The following is a 14,704-nucleotide window of genomic DNA, read 5'->3' on the forward strand; positions in this document are numbered from 1 at the left end:
AGGGGAACGCGCCGGCAGCCTCCGTTGATGCGGGGCCGCAGGAAAGGCGCGGGATGGAGGCATCCGCATACCCAGAAAATACGGAGGCTCCGCGAGGGGCGGGACCCCGGGAAGCAATTCCGGGGGACCGCCGGCACTGTGTTCGGTCCTAGGAATCCCGAGTCTAGGAAGGGCGCACCGAAGGCGGCACCAGTAGGAAATACCCGAATATTTGAGTGCGGTACTTGGTGGCGGGGAACATGCTACTCAAACGCCGAAGCCCCGGTACTTGCCGGGCAGCAGTGTTTTCCGGACAGCCCTGGCCTAGGGCGTGCGCCGTTCCTGGAGGGCAGCGATCTCACGCCGCAGCGCGGCAATTTCGGCCGCGAGGTCCGCTACTTCCGCACGGACCGGTTCCTCGGCCTCGGAGACTGCCTCAGCTGTATCCTCCACCCGCTGGACCAGCCAGGAGGCGATGGACGCCGTGACCACACCCAGCACGGCAATGCCGCTCATCATCAGGGCAGCGGCAACCATCCGCCCGATCGGCGTCACCGGGTACATGTCGCCGTAACCCACGGTGGTGATGGTGGTCATGGCCCACCACAAGGCATCGCCAAAGGTGACGATCTTCGCGTCCGGGGCCGACTGCTCCACGTCCAGGACCGCCAGGGCGCCCACAAACACCAGCATGGTGGCTGAGCCCACCACATAGGTCACCACCCGGCCCCTCAGGGTGTCGCCCAGTGTCCGGTGCAGCACGGACAACAGTGTCACGAGCCGCAGGAGGCGCAGCGGCCGGAAGAACGGCAGCGCCACAATCACCAGTTCGTGCAGGTTCCGGACAAACCAGCTTCCGCGGTTGGCTGCCAGCCACAGGTTGGCCAGGTAATCCACGGCAAAGATGCCCCAGGTGGCCCACATGACAGCCTCTAGGAGGAGGGCTGCACTGCCTTCGATCCGGCCAATCACCTGCCACGCGTAGGCCCCCAGGAAGACGAGCGCCGTCACCGTGAGCGGCCAGTCCGCCAGGTCCCGGTAGCGTTGTTGCGTCATGCACGAAATCCTACTGGCAGCGCCATGGTGCGCTGCGAACGCAATGTTACTGGCGGGTAGCATTGGGGGATGCACCTCCTCCTAAGAACCCTGCTGATGCTGGTCCGTTCGTCGCGCCGCCCGCCCCTGACCGTCTGGGACAGTTCCTCACTGCCGCTGCGGGTCCTGCCGACGGACATCGACATTGCCATGCACGTGAACAACGGCATGTACCTGTCCCTCATGGACCTGGGCCGGTTCGACTTGATGGTGCGCAGCGGAGTCTGGAAGCGGATGCGACGGCGCGGCTGGGGCCCGGTGGTGGCGGCGGAGACCATCGCCTTCCGGAAGTCCCTCCAGCTGTGGCAGCACTACTCCATCGAGACCCGCATCATCGGGCTGGATGCCAAAGCCATCTTCTTTGAACAGCGCATGGTGGCGGACGGCGAGGTGTACGCCCGCGCGTACATCGCCACCCGGCTGGTCCACAAGGGGCGGCCCGTCAGCCAGGCGGACATCCTGAAGGAGTTCGGCGAACCGCCTGCGGACCTGGAGCTTCCCGACTGGATCCACGAATGGCGGGCGTCCAGCACGCTGCCCGGGAGCCGGACACCAGCACCGCACAGCTGGAAAGCGTAGTGGCCTACGCGCCCACGTCCCGCCGCTCCAGGGCGACGCCGGCGAGTACCACCAGCGCGGCCGAGATGGCCCACAGCCATGCCGCTGCCGGCCAGTCCGCCCCGTTCGCCACCGGTGAGTTTCCGTAGGCCCAGTGGTAGGGGCTGAGGTTCAGCAGCCACTCCACGTCCTTGCTTTGCCGTCCCACCGCGTTGAACACGTACCCGAGCACCCCGACGGCGGCGCCGGCTGCCAGCCCGTGCGTACGGCGGCCGGTGACAGCGCCAACACAGAGGGCAGTTGTTCCGCTCAGCAGTGCCAGCCCGGCGAACAGCACCGTGGCGCCCAGCAGGTTGCCCAGCCCAATGCCCAGTTGCGCCGGCCCGTTCAGCAGCCACACCAGGGAGCAGACCACGGCCGCCAGCAGCACCACGCGCAGCAGCAGGGCAAGGGCGCGTTCCAGGACCACCTGCACCCTGCGCACCCCGTGCGCCAGGGTCAGTTCCAGCTGGCCCGACTCCTCGTCCCCGCCCACGGCCGCGGCGCCCCAGGAGACCGACGCGATGGTCATCAGGAGGAAGCCGAGGAGCCCGAACAGCGTGGCCTGCGTGTAGCCCGGGCCGGTGGCTATCTGGTCATAGTTCAGCGCCTTGGTCATCTCCGGAGGGAGGGCATCGATCATGTCCTGCATTTGCGCGCTGCCCCCGATGGACGGGTACAGCGGCAGATAGAGGAAGATGGCGGCGGCCAGGCCCAGCGCCCAGCCCAGGGTGGAGCGCCAGGTGTCAAAGAAGGCCCGGCGGAACAGTGGAAGAGCCGTCACCGTGCCTCCTCCTGCGGGGCGGCGTACATCGTCAGCACTGCTTCTTCCAGGTCCGGCTCTTCCAGGACGAGGTCGGTCAGGCGGAGGGAAGCCAGCATCCTCACCAGCGGCTGGATGTCCCCGCCAATGGTGGCGGACAGCGTCGCCGTGCCGTCGGCCTCCAGCACCTCCACGTGTCCGACGCCGGGCACCCCACTGAGCAGCGCAACGGCGTCGTGCGCTGCAATGCCGGACGTGGTGAAGCGGACGCGGCGCACGGCACCTTCGCGGAGTCCGCTGACGGATTCGACGGCGATGATCCTGCCGTCCCGGAGGATGGCCACCGTGTCCGCTGTCTGCTGGACCTCGCTTAGGACGTGCGAACTGAGGAAGATGGTCTGGCCGCGGTGCCTCGCCTCGCGCACCATGGTGTGGAACTCCTGCTGGACCAGGGGGTCCAGGCCGCTGGTGGGCTCATCGAGGACCAGCAGCTCGGGCTGGTGCATGAAGGCCTGCACCAGGCCCAGTTTCTGCTTGTTGCCCTTGGACAGCTTGCGGATATGGCGGGTGAGGTCCAGTCCCAGCCGCTCCGCCAGCTGGTCCACCCGGCCCGGCGGCACCGGCCCGCTGATTGCCTCATAGTGGGCCAGCAGCGCGCGCCCCGTTACCCGGCCCGCCAGGAAAAGCTCCCCGGGAAGGTAGCCCATGCGGCGCCGCAGTTCCGGGCCCCCGGCCCGCGGATCCGTCCCCAGCACCCGGATGGTCCCGCTGGTGGGGCGGATGATGTCCAGCAGGCAGCGCATGGTGGTGGTCTTTCCGGCACCGTTCGGGCCGATCACACCAAAGACGGAGCCGGCCTCCACCTCGAAATCAACGCCGTGGAGCACTTCGCGGCGCCCGAATTTCTTGGTGAGGGACTTCGCTGAGATAGCGGACGCCATCAGACCTCCTGGGTACGCACGCGGGGCGATGACCCAAGACTAGGCGCCGCCGGCTGCCCTGTACATTGCGGCTGCCCGTGTTATTCCCGATGACGCGGGGAGCGAACAAGGGGCCGCGGGCGGGACAGGCCGGGGGAGCGGCGCGTACCGTTGACCCATGGCTACCCTTGACATCACAGGTGAACAGTTCGCATCCACCATCGAAGGCAACGACATTGTCCTGGTGGATTTCTGGGCGGAATGGTGCGGGCCCTGCAAGCAGTTCGGTCCCACGTACTCGGCCGTCTCGGAGAAGCACCCGGATGTCCTCTTCACCAAGGTGGACACCGAGGCGGAGCAGCAGCTCGCCGCCGAGGCAGGCATCTCGTCCATCCCCACCCTGATGGCCTTCCGCGAAAAGGTGCTGGTGTTCTCCCAGCCCGGTGCGCTGAACGCCCAGCAGCTTGAACAGGTGGTGGACGCCGTGAAGGCGCTGGACATGGAAGAAGTCCACGCCCACGTGGCACGGCAGCGGGAAGAGGCTGCCGCCGCAGCCGGCAAACCGGCCGGTCCGCAGGACGGCACGCAGATCCCGGACGCCTAAGGCTTGTATAACGCAAAATGCGGGACCTCCCACTGGGAGGTCCCGCATTTTAGTTAAGGCAGTTAGATCCGCTCCACCTTGACGGGCTCGGCCAGGAGCGCGCTCAGTGATTCGTTCAGGTCCTGCACGGCGATGCCCTTGGAGTGCTTGGCCAGGTCCTCCTCCGACGCCCACTGCTCCGTCAGGACCAGCTTCTCCTCGGTGGCTTCCGTCAGCTCGTACCGGATGCAGCCGGGCTCATTCACCACCTCGTCGATGGCGATTTCGAGGGCCAGCTTGACGCGGTGGAACTCGCCGTCGTTGGGGATGAACGTTGCCTGCAGGTCAATGGGAGAAGTCATGGATTTCACAATACCGGCACCTGCGGACGGCTTTCGTTCTGTTGCGCCGGACACCGCTTCCGCTGGTGCTTTCATTGCCGGAAGCCACTTGGTAGCGTGCCAGCATGCGCGCCTACACAGCCGGGGACACTGACGTCCCGCTGCTCCATGAAACCATCGGCCGGAACTTTGAGCGGGTGGCGGCCCGTTTTCCCTTCCACGACGCGCTGATCGAGGCGGCACCTGTTCCGGGCGCCGACGCCCGCCGCTGGAGTTACACCAAGATGAACGACGACGTCGACCGGCTCGCGCGTGCGCTCCTCGCCCTGGGCGTCGCCAAGGGTGACCGGGTGGGAATCTGGAGTCCCAACTGCGCCGAATGGACCCTCCTCCAGTACGCCACCGCCAAGGCCGGGGCCATCCTGGTCAACGTCAACCCTGCCTACCGCAGCCACGAACTGGAATTCGTGGTGCGGCAGAACGGCATGCGGATGCTGGTCACTGCCCCGTCGGATACGAACAGCGACTACGTGGGGATGGCCCGGAAAGCGCTCGCGGAGTGCCCGGACCTGCGCGAGCTGGTCTTCCTGCCCGCGCCCGCGGAGGACGGGTTCGACGCCGGCGTCCCCCTCGGTGATGCGGAGCTGACGTACGCCGAGCTGCTTCGGCGGGCGGACGACGTCGGCCATGCCGGACTGCAGGCCCGGATGGATGAACTTGACCCGCACGATCCCATCAACCTGCAATACACCTCCGGGACCACGGGCTTCCCCAAAGGGGCAACGCTCACGCACCACAACATCCTCAACAACGGGTTCTCGATCGGCGAACTGCTTGGGTACACAGAGCACGACAGGGTGGTGATCCCGGTGCCGTTCTACCACTGCTTCGGGATGGTGATCGGCAACCTGAACGCCCTCAGCCACGGCGCTGCCACCATCATCCCGGGCCGGGGCTTCAGTCCGGCCGCCGCCTTGGAGGCCGTCCAGGATTTCGGCGGGACCTCCCTGTACGGGGTGCCCACCATGTTCATCGCCGAGCTGGCGCTGCCGGACTTTGCTTCCTACGACCTGTCCACCCTGCGCACGGGTGTCATGGCCGGCTCGCTGTGCCCCGTCGAGGTGATGAACCGGGTGATGTCGGAGATGAACATGGTGGATGTGGCCATCTGCTACGGCATGACCGAAACGTCGCCGGTGTCCACCATGACCCGGCTGGGGGACAGCCTGCGGCAGCGCACCGAGACGGTGGGACGCACCATGCCCCACCTGGAAAGCAGGATCATCGATCCCGTATCGGGGGAAGTGCTGGAGCGGGGCCGGATCGGGGAGCTCTGCACCCGGGGATATGCCGTGATGGAGGGGTACTGGAACCAGCCGGACAAGACCGCCGAGGCCATCGATGCCGAGGGCTGGATGCATACCGGCGACCTTGCCCGGATGGACGACGACGGGTACGTCGTCATCGAGGGCAGGATCAAGGACATGGTGATCAGGGGCGGCGAAAACATCTATCCGCGGGAGATTGAGGAGTTCCTCTTCACCCACCCGTCCATCCAGGATGTGCAGGTCATCGGGGTGCCGGATGCCAGGTACGGCGAGGAGCTGATGGCGTGCATCATCCTCAAGCCCGGCGCCCAGCCGCTGGACGCGGGTTCGCTTGCCGCGTACTGCCGGGGGAAGCTGGCCCACTACAAGATTCCCCGCTACGTCGAGGTCCGTGATCGGTTCCCCATGACCGTGTCCGGGAAGGTCCGCAAAGTGGAGATGCGCCAGGAGGCCGTGGCAAGGCTGCAGCCCTGACACGGCGTCCCGCAGTGCCGCTGCCCGTTACAGCTGCCGGGCAGGTCACGCCCCGGGAGTCGGCCCCAGCTGCGCCAGCAGGCCGGCCACATCGTAGTAGCGGTGTTCCTCGGCGACTTCCCCGTCGGCATTAAACTTGGAGAAGACAGCCCCATTGTTCTCTATGGTCCTGCCGGTGGCCGGAATCTCGCCCTCCTGCGACGCCAGCGGCCCTTGGTGAGTACCGCGCAGCGTGAACTCTGCCGCGAACATCGCACCGTCCTGAAGCAGCGGCCCCAGGCTGAAACGGGCATCCGGGAATGCCCTCAGGAGTTCCACCATGTCCTGCTCCACGGCGTCCCGCCCCTTGAGCGGTTGCGGGTAAAGGGGATCATGGACCACCGCATCCGCGGCATACGTTGCAGCGAAGCCCTTTGGGTCATGGGCATTCACGGCCTCCACTGCCTTGGCAAAATTGCTTGCGCTCATCGTTCTCTCCTCAAACGGTCCTGTTTATCCCGTCACGGGACAACACCAGACTCCCCCCCATCGATCCTTGGGCGGATGGGTCAACTGACCCATTCCGCGGCGCGTTTCACGTTTCGGCTGGCAAGGTGACTGACGGCCGGCGTGCGGTTGTGGTGGCTCTGTGGACACCGCCACGAAAGTGATGTAATTGAACCGTGACGCTGGAGGAACTGACAGCGCGAGGCACCGCGGCCATGGAAGCGGGGCAGTGGGCAGAAGCCCGCGACGCTTTCCGGGAACTCCTTGCTGCCACCCGTTCGCCCGCAGCACTCGCAGGCCTCAGCGACGCCCTCTTCTTCCTGGGGGAAATCGGGGAAAGTGTCCGCTGCCGGGAGCGGGCCTACGCCGCGAGCCGCCGGGCAGGCAACGTTGCCGAAGCGGTTGATTCGGCGGTCTGGCTTTGCCTTGTGTACGGCATGTCCCTCGGCAACCAGGCTGCCGCGAAAGGGTGGCTGGCAAGGGCAGAGAGCATGGCCGCGCCCGACGACGGTCTGTCCCTTGCCTGGGTTGACTTCTGCGCGGCGCTCCTTGCCACGGATGCGCGCCGCTGCCGCACCCTGATTGAGCGGGCGCTGGCAACGTCCCAGGAAATGGGCGACCCCGACCTTGCCGTGTGTGCCCTTGCCGAACGGGGCGTTGTCCTGGTTAAGGACGGGGACGTCCAGGCCGGGCTTCGCTGTGTAGACGAGGCCATGGCAAGCGCCCTGGGCGGTGACGGAACATCTTCTTACACAGTGGTGATGGCGGGATGTTCCATGCTGACGGTCTGCGACCTGCTGGGCGACCTCGGACGCGCCGCCCAGTGGACCCAGGCTGCAGGCGATTGGATGAAGGTCTACGGCTGTCCCTATCTGTACGCCCAGTGCCGCTTGGTCCATGGCCGGGTGCTGTTGCTCACCGGCCATTGGGCGGAAGCCGAAGACGAGTTGGGGCGCGCAGCTGAAAGCACTAAGGGAGTATTCCCCGGCATGTACCACCGGGCCATCACCAGCCTCGCGGACCTCCGCGTCCGCCAAGGGCGCTTCGACGAGGCGCGGGCCGTGATTGAGGGTATCGGCGCACCGGTGGAAAGCAGCCTGGTGGCGGCAGCCCTGGCTCTTGTCAGTCATGAACCGCTGACAGCAGTAGCCCTGGCGGAACGGTGGCTTCGCTCGGAACAGGACGGCAGCGGCAGCGGCAGCCTCGTGCCTCCGCTGCACGCAGGCGGGCAGCGGAGCTCCCTTGAAACGGCGGCGGCACTGAGCCTGCTGGTGGAAGCGCGGCTGGCAGCCGGAGATCTTGACGGTGCCCAACGAGTAGCCGTTTCCCTTGGGGAACGCGCCGGGGGCCCCGGCGGCGCAGCGTTGCTGTCCGCCTATGCGGTCCTGGCCGGAGGCCGGATTTCGGCTGCCCAGGGTGTGGCTGAAGCTGCGGCGGCATGTTTTGAAGACGCCCTGACCCTGTTTGGGCGCCTTGATCTTTCGCTGGAGGCCGGGCGCGCGCGGTTGGAGCTGGCGCGCGTCCTGGCCGCGGACCAGCCGGTGCTCGCCGTATCCGAAGCACGTGCGGCCCTCACAGCACTGGACCGTTTGGGGGCAACGCACGATGCCGATGTTGCGGCAGCGCTGTTGAGGTCCTGGGGTGCGGGCGGGCGCTCCGTTCCCCGGGGGCCCGGGGTGCTCACGAGGCGTGAGCAGGAAATACTGGGGCTCCTGGTCCGGGGGTATTCAAACCAGGAGATCGCCGGGCATCTGTTCATCAGCCGCAAAACGGCGGCACACCACGTCAGCAGCCTCCTGGATAAGCTGGGCTTGCGCAACCGCGCAGAAGCTGCCGCCTACGGCGCGCGCCTCGGCTCTCTTAGTTGATGTTGCGGCTGATGGCTTTCACACCCACGGCCAGGCCGACGGCGGCTGTCACCGAGGCTGCAAGCAGGCCCAGGAGAGTGTCCGTCCCGACACTTCCCGCGAAGAGTTCGCGCTCGGCGTTCACCAGGTAGGTAAGGGGGTTGAACAAGCTGGCCGTCCTCATCCAGCCGGGTCCCGCCTCGATGGGAAGCATGATGCCCGAGAGGATCATCAGTGGGAACAGCAGTGTCTGCTGGACTCCCCAGAAGATCCACTCCTTGTTTTGGGAGACGAGAGCCAGCGCATACGACAGGGCTCCGAGTCCTATGCCGAAGATCCCCAGGATGACCAGCCCGGCCAGCACGTGCAGCGGGTAGAAGACGAAGCCGAAGGGGATGCAGACCAGAGCGATGAGGAGCCCTTGGACCACCAGCGGCGCCCACTCCTTCAATGCCCGCCCGATCATCAGCGAGGACCGGGACAGCGGCGTTGCCAGGATGCGCTCATAGGAGCCCGTCATGAGCTCGTACTGCAGGTTTGAACCGGTCATGGACGTTCCGAAGAGGGCGATCATCACCACCACACCCGGGAGGAACCACTGGAGCGTGGATTGTCCGCCGAACGCCGGCGCGCCCACGGCCGCCCCCAGCAGCGGGCCGAACAGTCCCAGGAAGACCAGCGGCTGGAGCAGCGAGAACACCAGCGAGAACGGGTCCCTGAGCGGCAGCAGCATTTCCCGCCAGAACACGTACCTGGTGTCATGCAGGACCCTGCCCAGCCCGGGCCTTTCCCGGGCGCCGGCGGTGGTGCCGTGCGTGGCCATCAGCGGTTCGCCCCTTCCCGCAGGTTGCGCCCGGTCAGCTCCAGGAACACATCGTCCAGGGTGGGCGGCTTCAGCTCCAGGGACTGGGCGGGAGCACCGGCGTCGTGCATCTCCAGCAGCAGCGCAGGCGCCAGCCGGGCACCTTCGGGAAGCCGGAGGCGGAAGCGGACAACGCCGTCGTACGAATTCTCGCTGACCTCTCCGCCCGCCGCGGCGCGCCCCAGCAGACCCCGCACCCCGGCCGCGGAGGCCGCCGCCACTTCGACGGCCAGCAGGTCGCCGGCGAGGTTTGCCTTCAGCCGCGCGGCGGTGTCATCGGCGATGATCCTGCCGTGGTCGATGATGATGACCCGCTCGGACATGGAGTCGGCCTCGTCCATGTAGTGCGTGGTCAGCACAATGGTGGTGCCGTGTTCCTCGCGCATCCGCATGATGTGCTCCCACAGGTTGGCACGGTTTTGCGGGTCCATCCCGGTGGACGGCTCGTCCAGGAAGAGCAGCCGCGGCGAGTGCATCAGCCCCAGCGCCACGTCCATCCTTCGCCGCTGCCCGCCGGAGAGCTTGATGACTGTCCGCTTGGCGAGGTCCGCGAGGTCCAGGGATTGCAGGAGCTCCCGGGCCCGGTCAAGGGCGTCCGCGGAGTTCATGCCGTAGAAGCGGCCCTGCATCACCAGCTCATCGATCACCCGGAAACTGTGGCCGCCGCCGTTGCCCTGGCCGATGTAGCCAATCTTTGCCCGCACTCCCGCCGGATCCGCGGTGACGTCCACGCCGGCAACCCTGGCCGTCCCCGAGGTGGGCGTCAGCAGCGTGGTGAGCATGCGCAAGGTGGTGGACTTGCCTGCCCCGTTCGGGCCAAGGAAGGCCACGAGCTCGCCCGGCGCGACGTCGATGTCGACGCCCTTGACGGCTTCCACTGTTTCTTTCTTGACCGTGAACGTCTTTGCCAGTTTGTCCGTGTGGATCATGCGTGACTCCAGAGGATGCGGCGTGCCGGGGCTCTGGAACGGGCTCCCTGGCGCCACGCTATACCTATACCCGGCACGAGTCCACGGAAAAATCGTGCTCGTGCGTTGGGGGCCGTGTGCCCGGCGGGCGTCAGTGCCGGCGGTGGTCCTGGATGGTCATCCGCGGGCCGAACGTGGGTTTGCGGAAACCGCTGCTTTGGATCATCCGCACCACCCGCTGGCGGTGTCCCGTCCAGGGTTCCAGGAGCCGGAGCATGCCGGCGTCATCAGTCCGCCGTCCGGTCAGCGCAGCCCCGACGTACGCGGCCAGGTGGTAGTCGCCCACCGAGATGGAGTCAGGGCAGCCGTGCGTTCGCTGCACCACTTCCGCGGCCGTCCAGATGCCGATGCCGGGGATGGTCTGCATTTTTGCGGCCGCCTCCAGCGCCGGCAGCTCCGCCAGCCGTTCAAGCGCGACGGCGGAGCGCAGCGCCCGCATCACCGTTGCGGAGCGCTGCGGGCCCACCCCGGCCTTGTGCCACTCCCAGCTGGGGACCTGCAGCCACTGCGCCGCCGTGGGTGCCAGCACCAGGCCGGCGGGAGCCAGCGATCCAGCCATCGGCGCGGGGGACCCGTAGCGGTGAAGGAGGTACCGGTAGCCGCGGCGGGCCTCGATGACCGTGACTTTCTGTTCCAGGATGATGGGCACGAGCTGGTCCACCATGCGGCCGCTGGAGGGAAGCCGGACGGCCAGGCTTCTCCGCCGCGCTTCCCTGACCATGCGGGGGAGCGTGGCATGGAACACCGGTTCGTCGAATGCCGACCAATCGTCGTGCGCACCCAGGAGGCGCGGCACTGCCGCTGCCGCCGCCGCGGCGCCCGGACCCCAGGCCTGGACGTCCACCCGGTGCTCCGTCTCCGCGCTGCCTGCCGGGCTGAGCCGGATGGTAGCGGGGCCCTCGGCTGTAGTGAAGGCGTTCCAGATGACGCCGCCGTCCACCGCGAAGGAGGGATCACTGGTGCCGCGCAGGAGCGGGCGGAGGGTCCGCGCCAGGTCGTAGGGGCCGCCCGGATACCACCGGAGGGAGGCGTCCGCGGCGGCCGCCAGCCGTGCAGGAACCTCTGCGATCGTCATTGAACCATCGTCCCACGGTGCCCCGACAGTTTGCCCCGCCAGCTCCGCCGTGCCGGTTCCGGGGCCGGAGTTTTTGTGCAAGCATGCCGGGTTGCGCGGCCCGGAAGCCTGCATATGTGGACAGAACCCCGGCTTGTTCCCGGCCCTTATCGGGGAGCGGATGGAGGACTAGAATCCCAGGTGTGGCGCGGGGCGTCCGCGCCCGTCCCTTCGAGATTCCAGAGATTCCAGGTGAGCGCAATGGGTGGAGTAGTGCATTTCGAAATCCCCGCGGACGATCAGGAGCGGGCCAAGAAGTTTTACCAGCAGGCCCTGGGCTGGCGGATAGAACCCGTCCCTGGAATGGACTACAACATGGTGATCACCACCCCCATGGACGAGGCAACCGGGCAGCCGACAACCGCGGGTGCGATCAACGGCGGCATGATGGCCCGGGAGGAAAAGATCGCCAACCCCGTCATCACGGTGGACGTGCCGGATATCGATGCCACGCTGAAAACGGTCGAGGAGCTGGGCGGTTCTGTTGTTATGCCCAAGAACGAGATCCCCGGGATGGGCTATTTCGCCTACTTCAAGGATCCTGAGGACAACGTCATGGGCCTGTGGGAGAACCTGCCCTCCGACCAGCAGTCGCAGTCCGCCGGGTAGCGTCAGGGCATCCCGGACGCCACCCAGAGGGCCACCACCGCAAGCGGGACCGTCAGGGCTGCGACCACCAGCCCGGCCAGGGCAAAGCCGCTCCACTTGATCCGGACGTTCAGCGCCCGCAACCGCTCATGCCAGAGAAGGGTGGCCAGGGACGCCCACGGGGTGACCAGCGGGCCCAGGTTGACACCGATCAGCAGGGCGGCCACCCGGGCCGGAGACCCGGCCACCGGCTCAAGGGCCAGATAGGCGGGCAGGTTGTTGGCTGCGTTGGCCGCACCGGCTCCCAGCGCGGCCAGGTGAAGGAGGGCGGGCAGGCTCTCGCCCTGGCCGGCTGTGCCGGCCAGGAGCGCCGTCAACCCGTTGGCATGCAGTGCTTCAACGACCATGAACAGTCCAACCGTGAGCATCAGCGGACGCCACGGAACCATGGACCACCGCAGCACGGAGGGCCGCCGCCAGAGGAAGACCATCAGCAGGAAGGCCGCCGCCACGATGGCCGGATACTGCACGGGTACGCCGGACACCAGGGCGGGCAGCAGGACCAGCAGGGTGGCCGCTGCAATGACCAGCAGCGGGCGGTCCCGCACGGCGGGGGACCGTTGCGGCCGGTACCGTCCCCGCAGGTCCTTGCGGAACGCCAGCCACAACAGGGCCAGCGGAACAACAACCCCCACCAGTGCGGGTGCCCAGACGGTCCCTGCAAAGCCCAGGGGGCTGAGCCCCAGCGCGTCCTGGGCCAGCAGGTTCGTCAGGTTTGACACAGGCAGCAGGAGGGAGGCGGTGTTGGCGAGCCAGATGGTGGTCAAAGCGAAGGGGAGCGGCTGGATGCCGGCATGGACTGCAAGGAGGACCACCACCGGTGTCACCAGCACGGCAGTGGTGTCGAGCGACAGGAAAACAGTTGTAACCGTGGCCAGCGCCACGACAAGGAGCCACAACAGGAACACGCGGCCCCGGCCCAGCCCTGCGAGCCGGTCTGTAACAACCTTGAAGAGCCCAGCTTCGTCCAGCAGTTCAGTCAGCAGGGACATCGCGAGCACAAACGCGAGGATGGGAACGGTGCGGCCCGCCAGTGCGTCGAAAGCGGGCAGGGGCAGTGCCCCGGAGACGAGGGATGCAACACCGGCCAGGAGCATCGCTCCGGGAAGGAGGTAGCTCCGGACTTTCATCAACCAGGCGAACTGCTGCACTGGCCCATGATCCCACCCGTGCCTGCGTGGAACCTGTTGGAAACGGCTGAACCCGCGTGGTGTGCCGTCGGGGGGGCACAGGGCGCGGAAGGTGCACGCGGCAGGGAAGCGGTAGCTTTGTATCCATGAAGTACGCCCAGTCCATCCTGGACCTCATCGGCAATACCCCGCTCATCAAACTCAACCACGTGACGGAGGGCATCAAAGCCACCGTCCTGGTCAAACTGGAGTACCTGAACCCGGGCGGGTCCATCAAGGACCGCATTGCGGTGAAGATGATCGAGGACGCCGAGCGGGACGGCAAACTGCAGCCCGGCGGGACCATTGTTGAGCCCACGTCCGGCAACACCGGGGTGGGCCTGGCCCTGGTGGCCCAGCAAAAAGGCTACAAGTGCGTCTTTGTGGTGCCGGACAAGGTGGGTGAGGACAAGCGCGCCGTCCTGCAGGCGTACGGCGCTGAGGTCGTGGTGACGCCCACTGCCGTGCCGCCGGACAGCCCCCAAAGCTACTACGGCGTCTCGGACAGGATTGTCCGGGAGACCCCCGGTGCGTACAAGCCGGATCAGTTCTCCAACCCCGCAGCGCCCGGAAGCCACTACCAGACCACCGGCCCGGAGATCTGGCGCGATACGGAGGGCAAGATCACCCACTGCGTCATCGGCGCAGGAACCGGCGGAACCATCACCGGCACCGGCCGCTACCTGAAGGAAGCATCGGCGGGCCGGCCGGCGTCCGATGGCGGCGTGGTCCGGATCATCGCCGCTGACCCGGAAGGCTCGGTGTACTCCGGCGGCACTGGACGCCCGTACTTCGTCGAAGGGGTGGGCGAGGACATGTGGCCGGCGAACTACGACAAGTCCGTCCCGGACCAGGTGATCGCGGTCAGCGATGCCGATTCCTTCGCCATGACCAGGCGCCTCGCCCGTGAGGAGGGCCTCCTGGTGGGCGGATCCTCGGGCATGGCCGTGGTGGCTGCGCTGAAGGCGGCGCGGGACCTGCCCGAGTCCGCCGTCGTCGTCGTGATCCTGCCGGATTCCGGCCGGGGGTACCTGGCGAAGATCTTCAACGATCAGTGGATGCGCTCCTACGGTTTCCTCTCCGGCGGCGAGGAAACCTCCGTGGGGGAGGTCATCAGCTCCAAGAACGGCGAACTGCCGGACCTGGTGCACATCCATCCCAACGAGTCCGTGCGCGACGTCATCAACATCATGAACGAGTTCGGCGTCAGCCACATCCCGGTTCTGTCCCAGGAGCCGCCGGTGGTCATGGGCGAGGTGCTCGGTGCCGTGGACGAACGCACCCTGACCGCTAAGCTGTTCCGCGGCGAAGCCAAACTGACGGACAAGATTTCCGAGCACATGGGCCCCAAGCTGCCCGTCATCGGATCGCTGGAAACCATTTCCGCAGCCAGGGAACTGCTCTCGGACGTGGACACCGTGATGGTCACGTTCGTCGGCGCGCCGGTGGGCATCCTCACCCGGCACGACCTCCTGGCCTACCTCAGCAACTAAACTGCTTCACCCTGATACTGCTTCACCCAGACAAGGA

General features: G+C 66.9%; 15 protein-coding genes. 6 read left to right on the forward strand and 9 right to left on the reverse strand.

From position 1 onward, the window contains the following. Positions 1-303 precede the first annotated feature (303 nt). Complete coding sequence (locus IEX33_RS01980; protein ID WP_188727302.1) at positions 304-1,035, reverse strand: potassium channel family protein; 732 nt, start codon at positions 1,033-1,035, stop codon at positions 304-306. 69 nt (positions 1,036-1,104) lie between these two features. On the opposite strand from IEX33_RS01980, the gene IEX33_RS01985 reads away from it, so the two are divergent. Next, positions 1,105-1,653 (forward strand): acyl-CoA thioesterase, encoded by a 549-nt coding sequence (locus IEX33_RS01985; protein ID WP_188727303.1) that lies wholly within the window; start codon positions 1,105-1,107, stop codon positions 1,651-1,653. Positions 1,654-1,657: 4 nt separating this feature from the next. Here the strand turns inward: IEX33_RS01985 and IEX33_RS01990 are convergent, their stop codons facing one another. Together IEX33_RS01990 and IEX33_RS01995 are read right to left on the reverse strand one after the other, a co-directional pair. After that, complete coding sequence (locus tag IEX33_RS01990; RefSeq protein WP_188727305.1) at positions 1,658-2,455, reverse strand: ABC transporter permease subunit; 798 nt, start codon at positions 2,453-2,455, stop codon at positions 1,658-1,660. Continuing rightward, positions 2,452-3,375 carry an ABC transporter ATP-binding protein gene (locus IEX33_RS01995; RefSeq protein ID WP_188727307.1) on the reverse strand — a complete coding sequence of 308 codons (924 nt, stop codon included), beginning with the start codon at positions 3,373-3,375 and terminating at the stop codon, positions 2,452-2,454. The genes IEX33_RS01990 and IEX33_RS01995 overlap by 4 nt, the downstream gene beginning before the upstream one ends. Before the next feature lie 157 nt (positions 3,376-3,532). Between IEX33_RS01995 and IEX33_RS02000 the strand changes: the two genes are divergently transcribed. Beyond that, positions 3,533-3,958 (forward strand): thioredoxin family protein, encoded by a 426-nt coding sequence (locus IEX33_RS02000; protein ID WP_104184401.1) that lies wholly within the window; start codon positions 3,533-3,535, stop codon positions 3,956-3,958. Between the two features lie 62 nt (positions 3,959-4,020). Here the strand turns inward: IEX33_RS02000 and IEX33_RS02005 are convergent, their stop codons facing one another. Next, positions 4,021-4,299 carry a putative quinol monooxygenase gene (locus IEX33_RS02005; protein ID WP_066278079.1) on the reverse strand — a complete coding sequence of 93 codons (279 nt, stop codon included), beginning with the start codon at positions 4,297-4,299 and terminating at the stop codon, positions 4,021-4,023. A gap of 104 nt (positions 4,300-4,403) precedes the next feature. On the opposite strand from IEX33_RS02005, the gene IEX33_RS02010 reads away from it, so the two are divergent. Next, complete coding sequence (locus tag IEX33_RS02010; protein ID WP_188727309.1) at positions 4,404-6,080, forward strand: AMP-binding protein; 1,677 nt, start codon at positions 4,404-4,406, stop codon at positions 6,078-6,080. 45 nt (positions 6,081-6,125) lie between these two features. On the opposite strand, the gene IEX33_RS02015 is transcribed toward IEX33_RS02010, so the two are convergent. Continuing rightward, positions 6,126-6,548, reverse strand: a complete 423-nt coding sequence (locus IEX33_RS02015; RefSeq protein WP_188727311.1) for an ester cyclase — start codon at positions 6,546-6,548, stop codon at positions 6,126-6,128. Between the two features lie 194 nt (positions 6,549-6,742). Between IEX33_RS02015 and IEX33_RS02020 the strand changes: the two genes are divergently transcribed. After that, complete coding sequence (locus tag IEX33_RS02020; protein WP_188727314.1) at positions 6,743-8,434, forward strand: helix-turn-helix transcriptional regulator; 1,692 nt, start codon at positions 6,743-6,745, stop codon at positions 8,432-8,434. Here IEX33_RS02020 and IEX33_RS02025 read toward each other — a convergent pair. The 3 genes from IEX33_RS02025 to IEX33_RS02035 all read right to left on the reverse strand — a co-directional run bounded on the left by IEX33_RS02025 (position 8,427) and on the right by IEX33_RS02035 (position 11,318). Next, positions 8,427-9,236: an ABC transporter permease gene (locus IEX33_RS02025; protein WP_188727316.1), complete on the reverse strand. Its 810-nt coding sequence runs from the start codon at positions 9,234-9,236 to the stop codon at positions 8,427-8,429. The genes IEX33_RS02020 and IEX33_RS02025 overlap by 8 nt on opposite strands. After that, on the reverse strand, positions 9,236-10,204 hold the full coding sequence (locus tag IEX33_RS02030) for an ATP-binding cassette domain-containing protein (protein ID WP_188727318.1): 969 nt from the start codon (positions 10,202-10,204) through the stop codon (positions 9,236-9,238). The genes IEX33_RS02025 and IEX33_RS02030 overlap by 1 nt, the downstream gene beginning before the upstream one ends. A gap of 130 nt (positions 10,205-10,334) precedes the next feature. Next, complete coding sequence (locus IEX33_RS02035) at positions 10,335-11,318, reverse strand: DNA-3-methyladenine glycosylase family protein (protein ID WP_188727319.1); 984 nt, start codon at positions 11,316-11,318, stop codon at positions 10,335-10,337. A 240-nt stretch (positions 11,319-11,558) separates the two neighbouring features. On the opposite strand from IEX33_RS02035, the gene IEX33_RS02040 reads away from it, so the two are divergent. Next, on the forward strand, positions 11,559-11,966 hold the full coding sequence (locus IEX33_RS02040; RefSeq protein WP_188728160.1) for a VOC family protein: 408 nt from the start codon (positions 11,559-11,561) through the stop codon (positions 11,964-11,966). A gap of 2 nt (positions 11,967-11,968) precedes the next feature. Here IEX33_RS02040 and IEX33_RS02045 read toward each other — a convergent pair whose 3' ends face one another. Further along, on the reverse strand, positions 11,969-13,135 hold the full coding sequence (locus IEX33_RS02045; RefSeq protein WP_188728161.1) for an ArsB/NhaD family transporter: 1,167 nt from the start codon (positions 13,133-13,135) through the stop codon (positions 11,969-11,971). A gap of 146 nt (positions 13,136-13,281) precedes the next feature. Between IEX33_RS02045 and IEX33_RS02050 the strand changes: the two genes are divergently transcribed. Next, positions 13,282-14,667: a cystathionine beta-synthase gene (locus IEX33_RS02050; protein WP_188727321.1), complete on the forward strand. Its 1,386-nt coding sequence runs from the start codon at positions 13,282-13,284 to the stop codon at positions 14,665-14,667. Positions 14,668-14,704 lie beyond the last annotated feature (37 nt).

The sequence above is a fragment of the Pseudarthrobacter scleromae genome, assembly GCF_014644515.1.
GTDB classification, from domain to species: Bacteria; Actinomycetota; Actinomycetes; order Actinomycetales; family Micrococcaceae; genus Arthrobacter; species Arthrobacter scleromae.

Bases quoted from the DNA above. Each gene is read 5' to 3' on its own strand.
- IEX33_RS02005 (WP_066278079.1), bottom strand. From the start codon at position 4,299: ATGACTTCTCCCATTGACCTGCAGGCAACGTTCATCCCCAACGACGGC.
- IEX33_RS02030 (WP_188727318.1), bottom strand. From the start codon at position 10,204: ATGATCCACACGGACAAACTGGCAAAGACGTTCACGGTCAAGAAAGAA.
- IEX33_RS01980 (WP_188727302.1), bottom strand. From the start codon at position 1,035: ATGACGCAACAACGCTACCGGGACCTGGCGGACTGGCCGCTCACGGTG.
- IEX33_RS02000 (WP_104184401.1), top strand. From the start codon at position 3,533: ATGGCTACCCTTGACATCACAGGTGAACAGTTCGCATCCACCATCGAA.
- IEX33_RS01995 (WP_188727307.1), bottom strand. From the start codon at position 3,375: ATGGCGTCCGCTATCTCAGCGAAGTCCCTCACCAAGAAATTCGGGCGC.
- IEX33_RS02015 (WP_188727311.1), bottom strand. From the start codon at position 6,548: ATGAGCGCAAGCAATTTTGCCAAGGCAGTGGAGGCCGTGAATGCCCAT.
- IEX33_RS02050 (WP_188727321.1), top strand. From the start codon at position 13,282: ATGAAGTACGCCCAGTCCATCCTGGACCTCATCGGCAATACCCCGCTC.
- IEX33_RS02010 (WP_188727309.1), top strand. From the start codon at position 4,404: ATGCGCGCCTACACAGCCGGGGACACTGACGTCCCGCTGCTCCATGAA.
- IEX33_RS02025 (WP_188727316.1), bottom strand. From the start codon at position 9,236: ATGGCCACGCACGGCACCACCGCCGGCGCCCGGGAAAGGCCCGGGCTG.
- IEX33_RS02045 (WP_188728161.1), bottom strand. From the start codon at position 13,135: ATGAAAGTCCGGAGCTACCTCCTTCCCGGAGCGATGCTCCTGGCCGGT.
- IEX33_RS02040 (WP_188728160.1), top strand. From the start codon at position 11,559: ATGGGTGGAGTAGTGCATTTCGAAATCCCCGCGGACGATCAGGAGCGG.
- IEX33_RS02035 (WP_188727319.1), bottom strand. From the start codon at position 11,318: ATGACGATCGCAGAGGTTCCTGCACGGCTGGCGGCCGCCGCGGACGCC.
- IEX33_RS01985 (WP_188727303.1), top strand. From the start codon at position 1,105: ATGCACCTCCTCCTAAGAACCCTGCTGATGCTGGTCCGTTCGTCGCGC.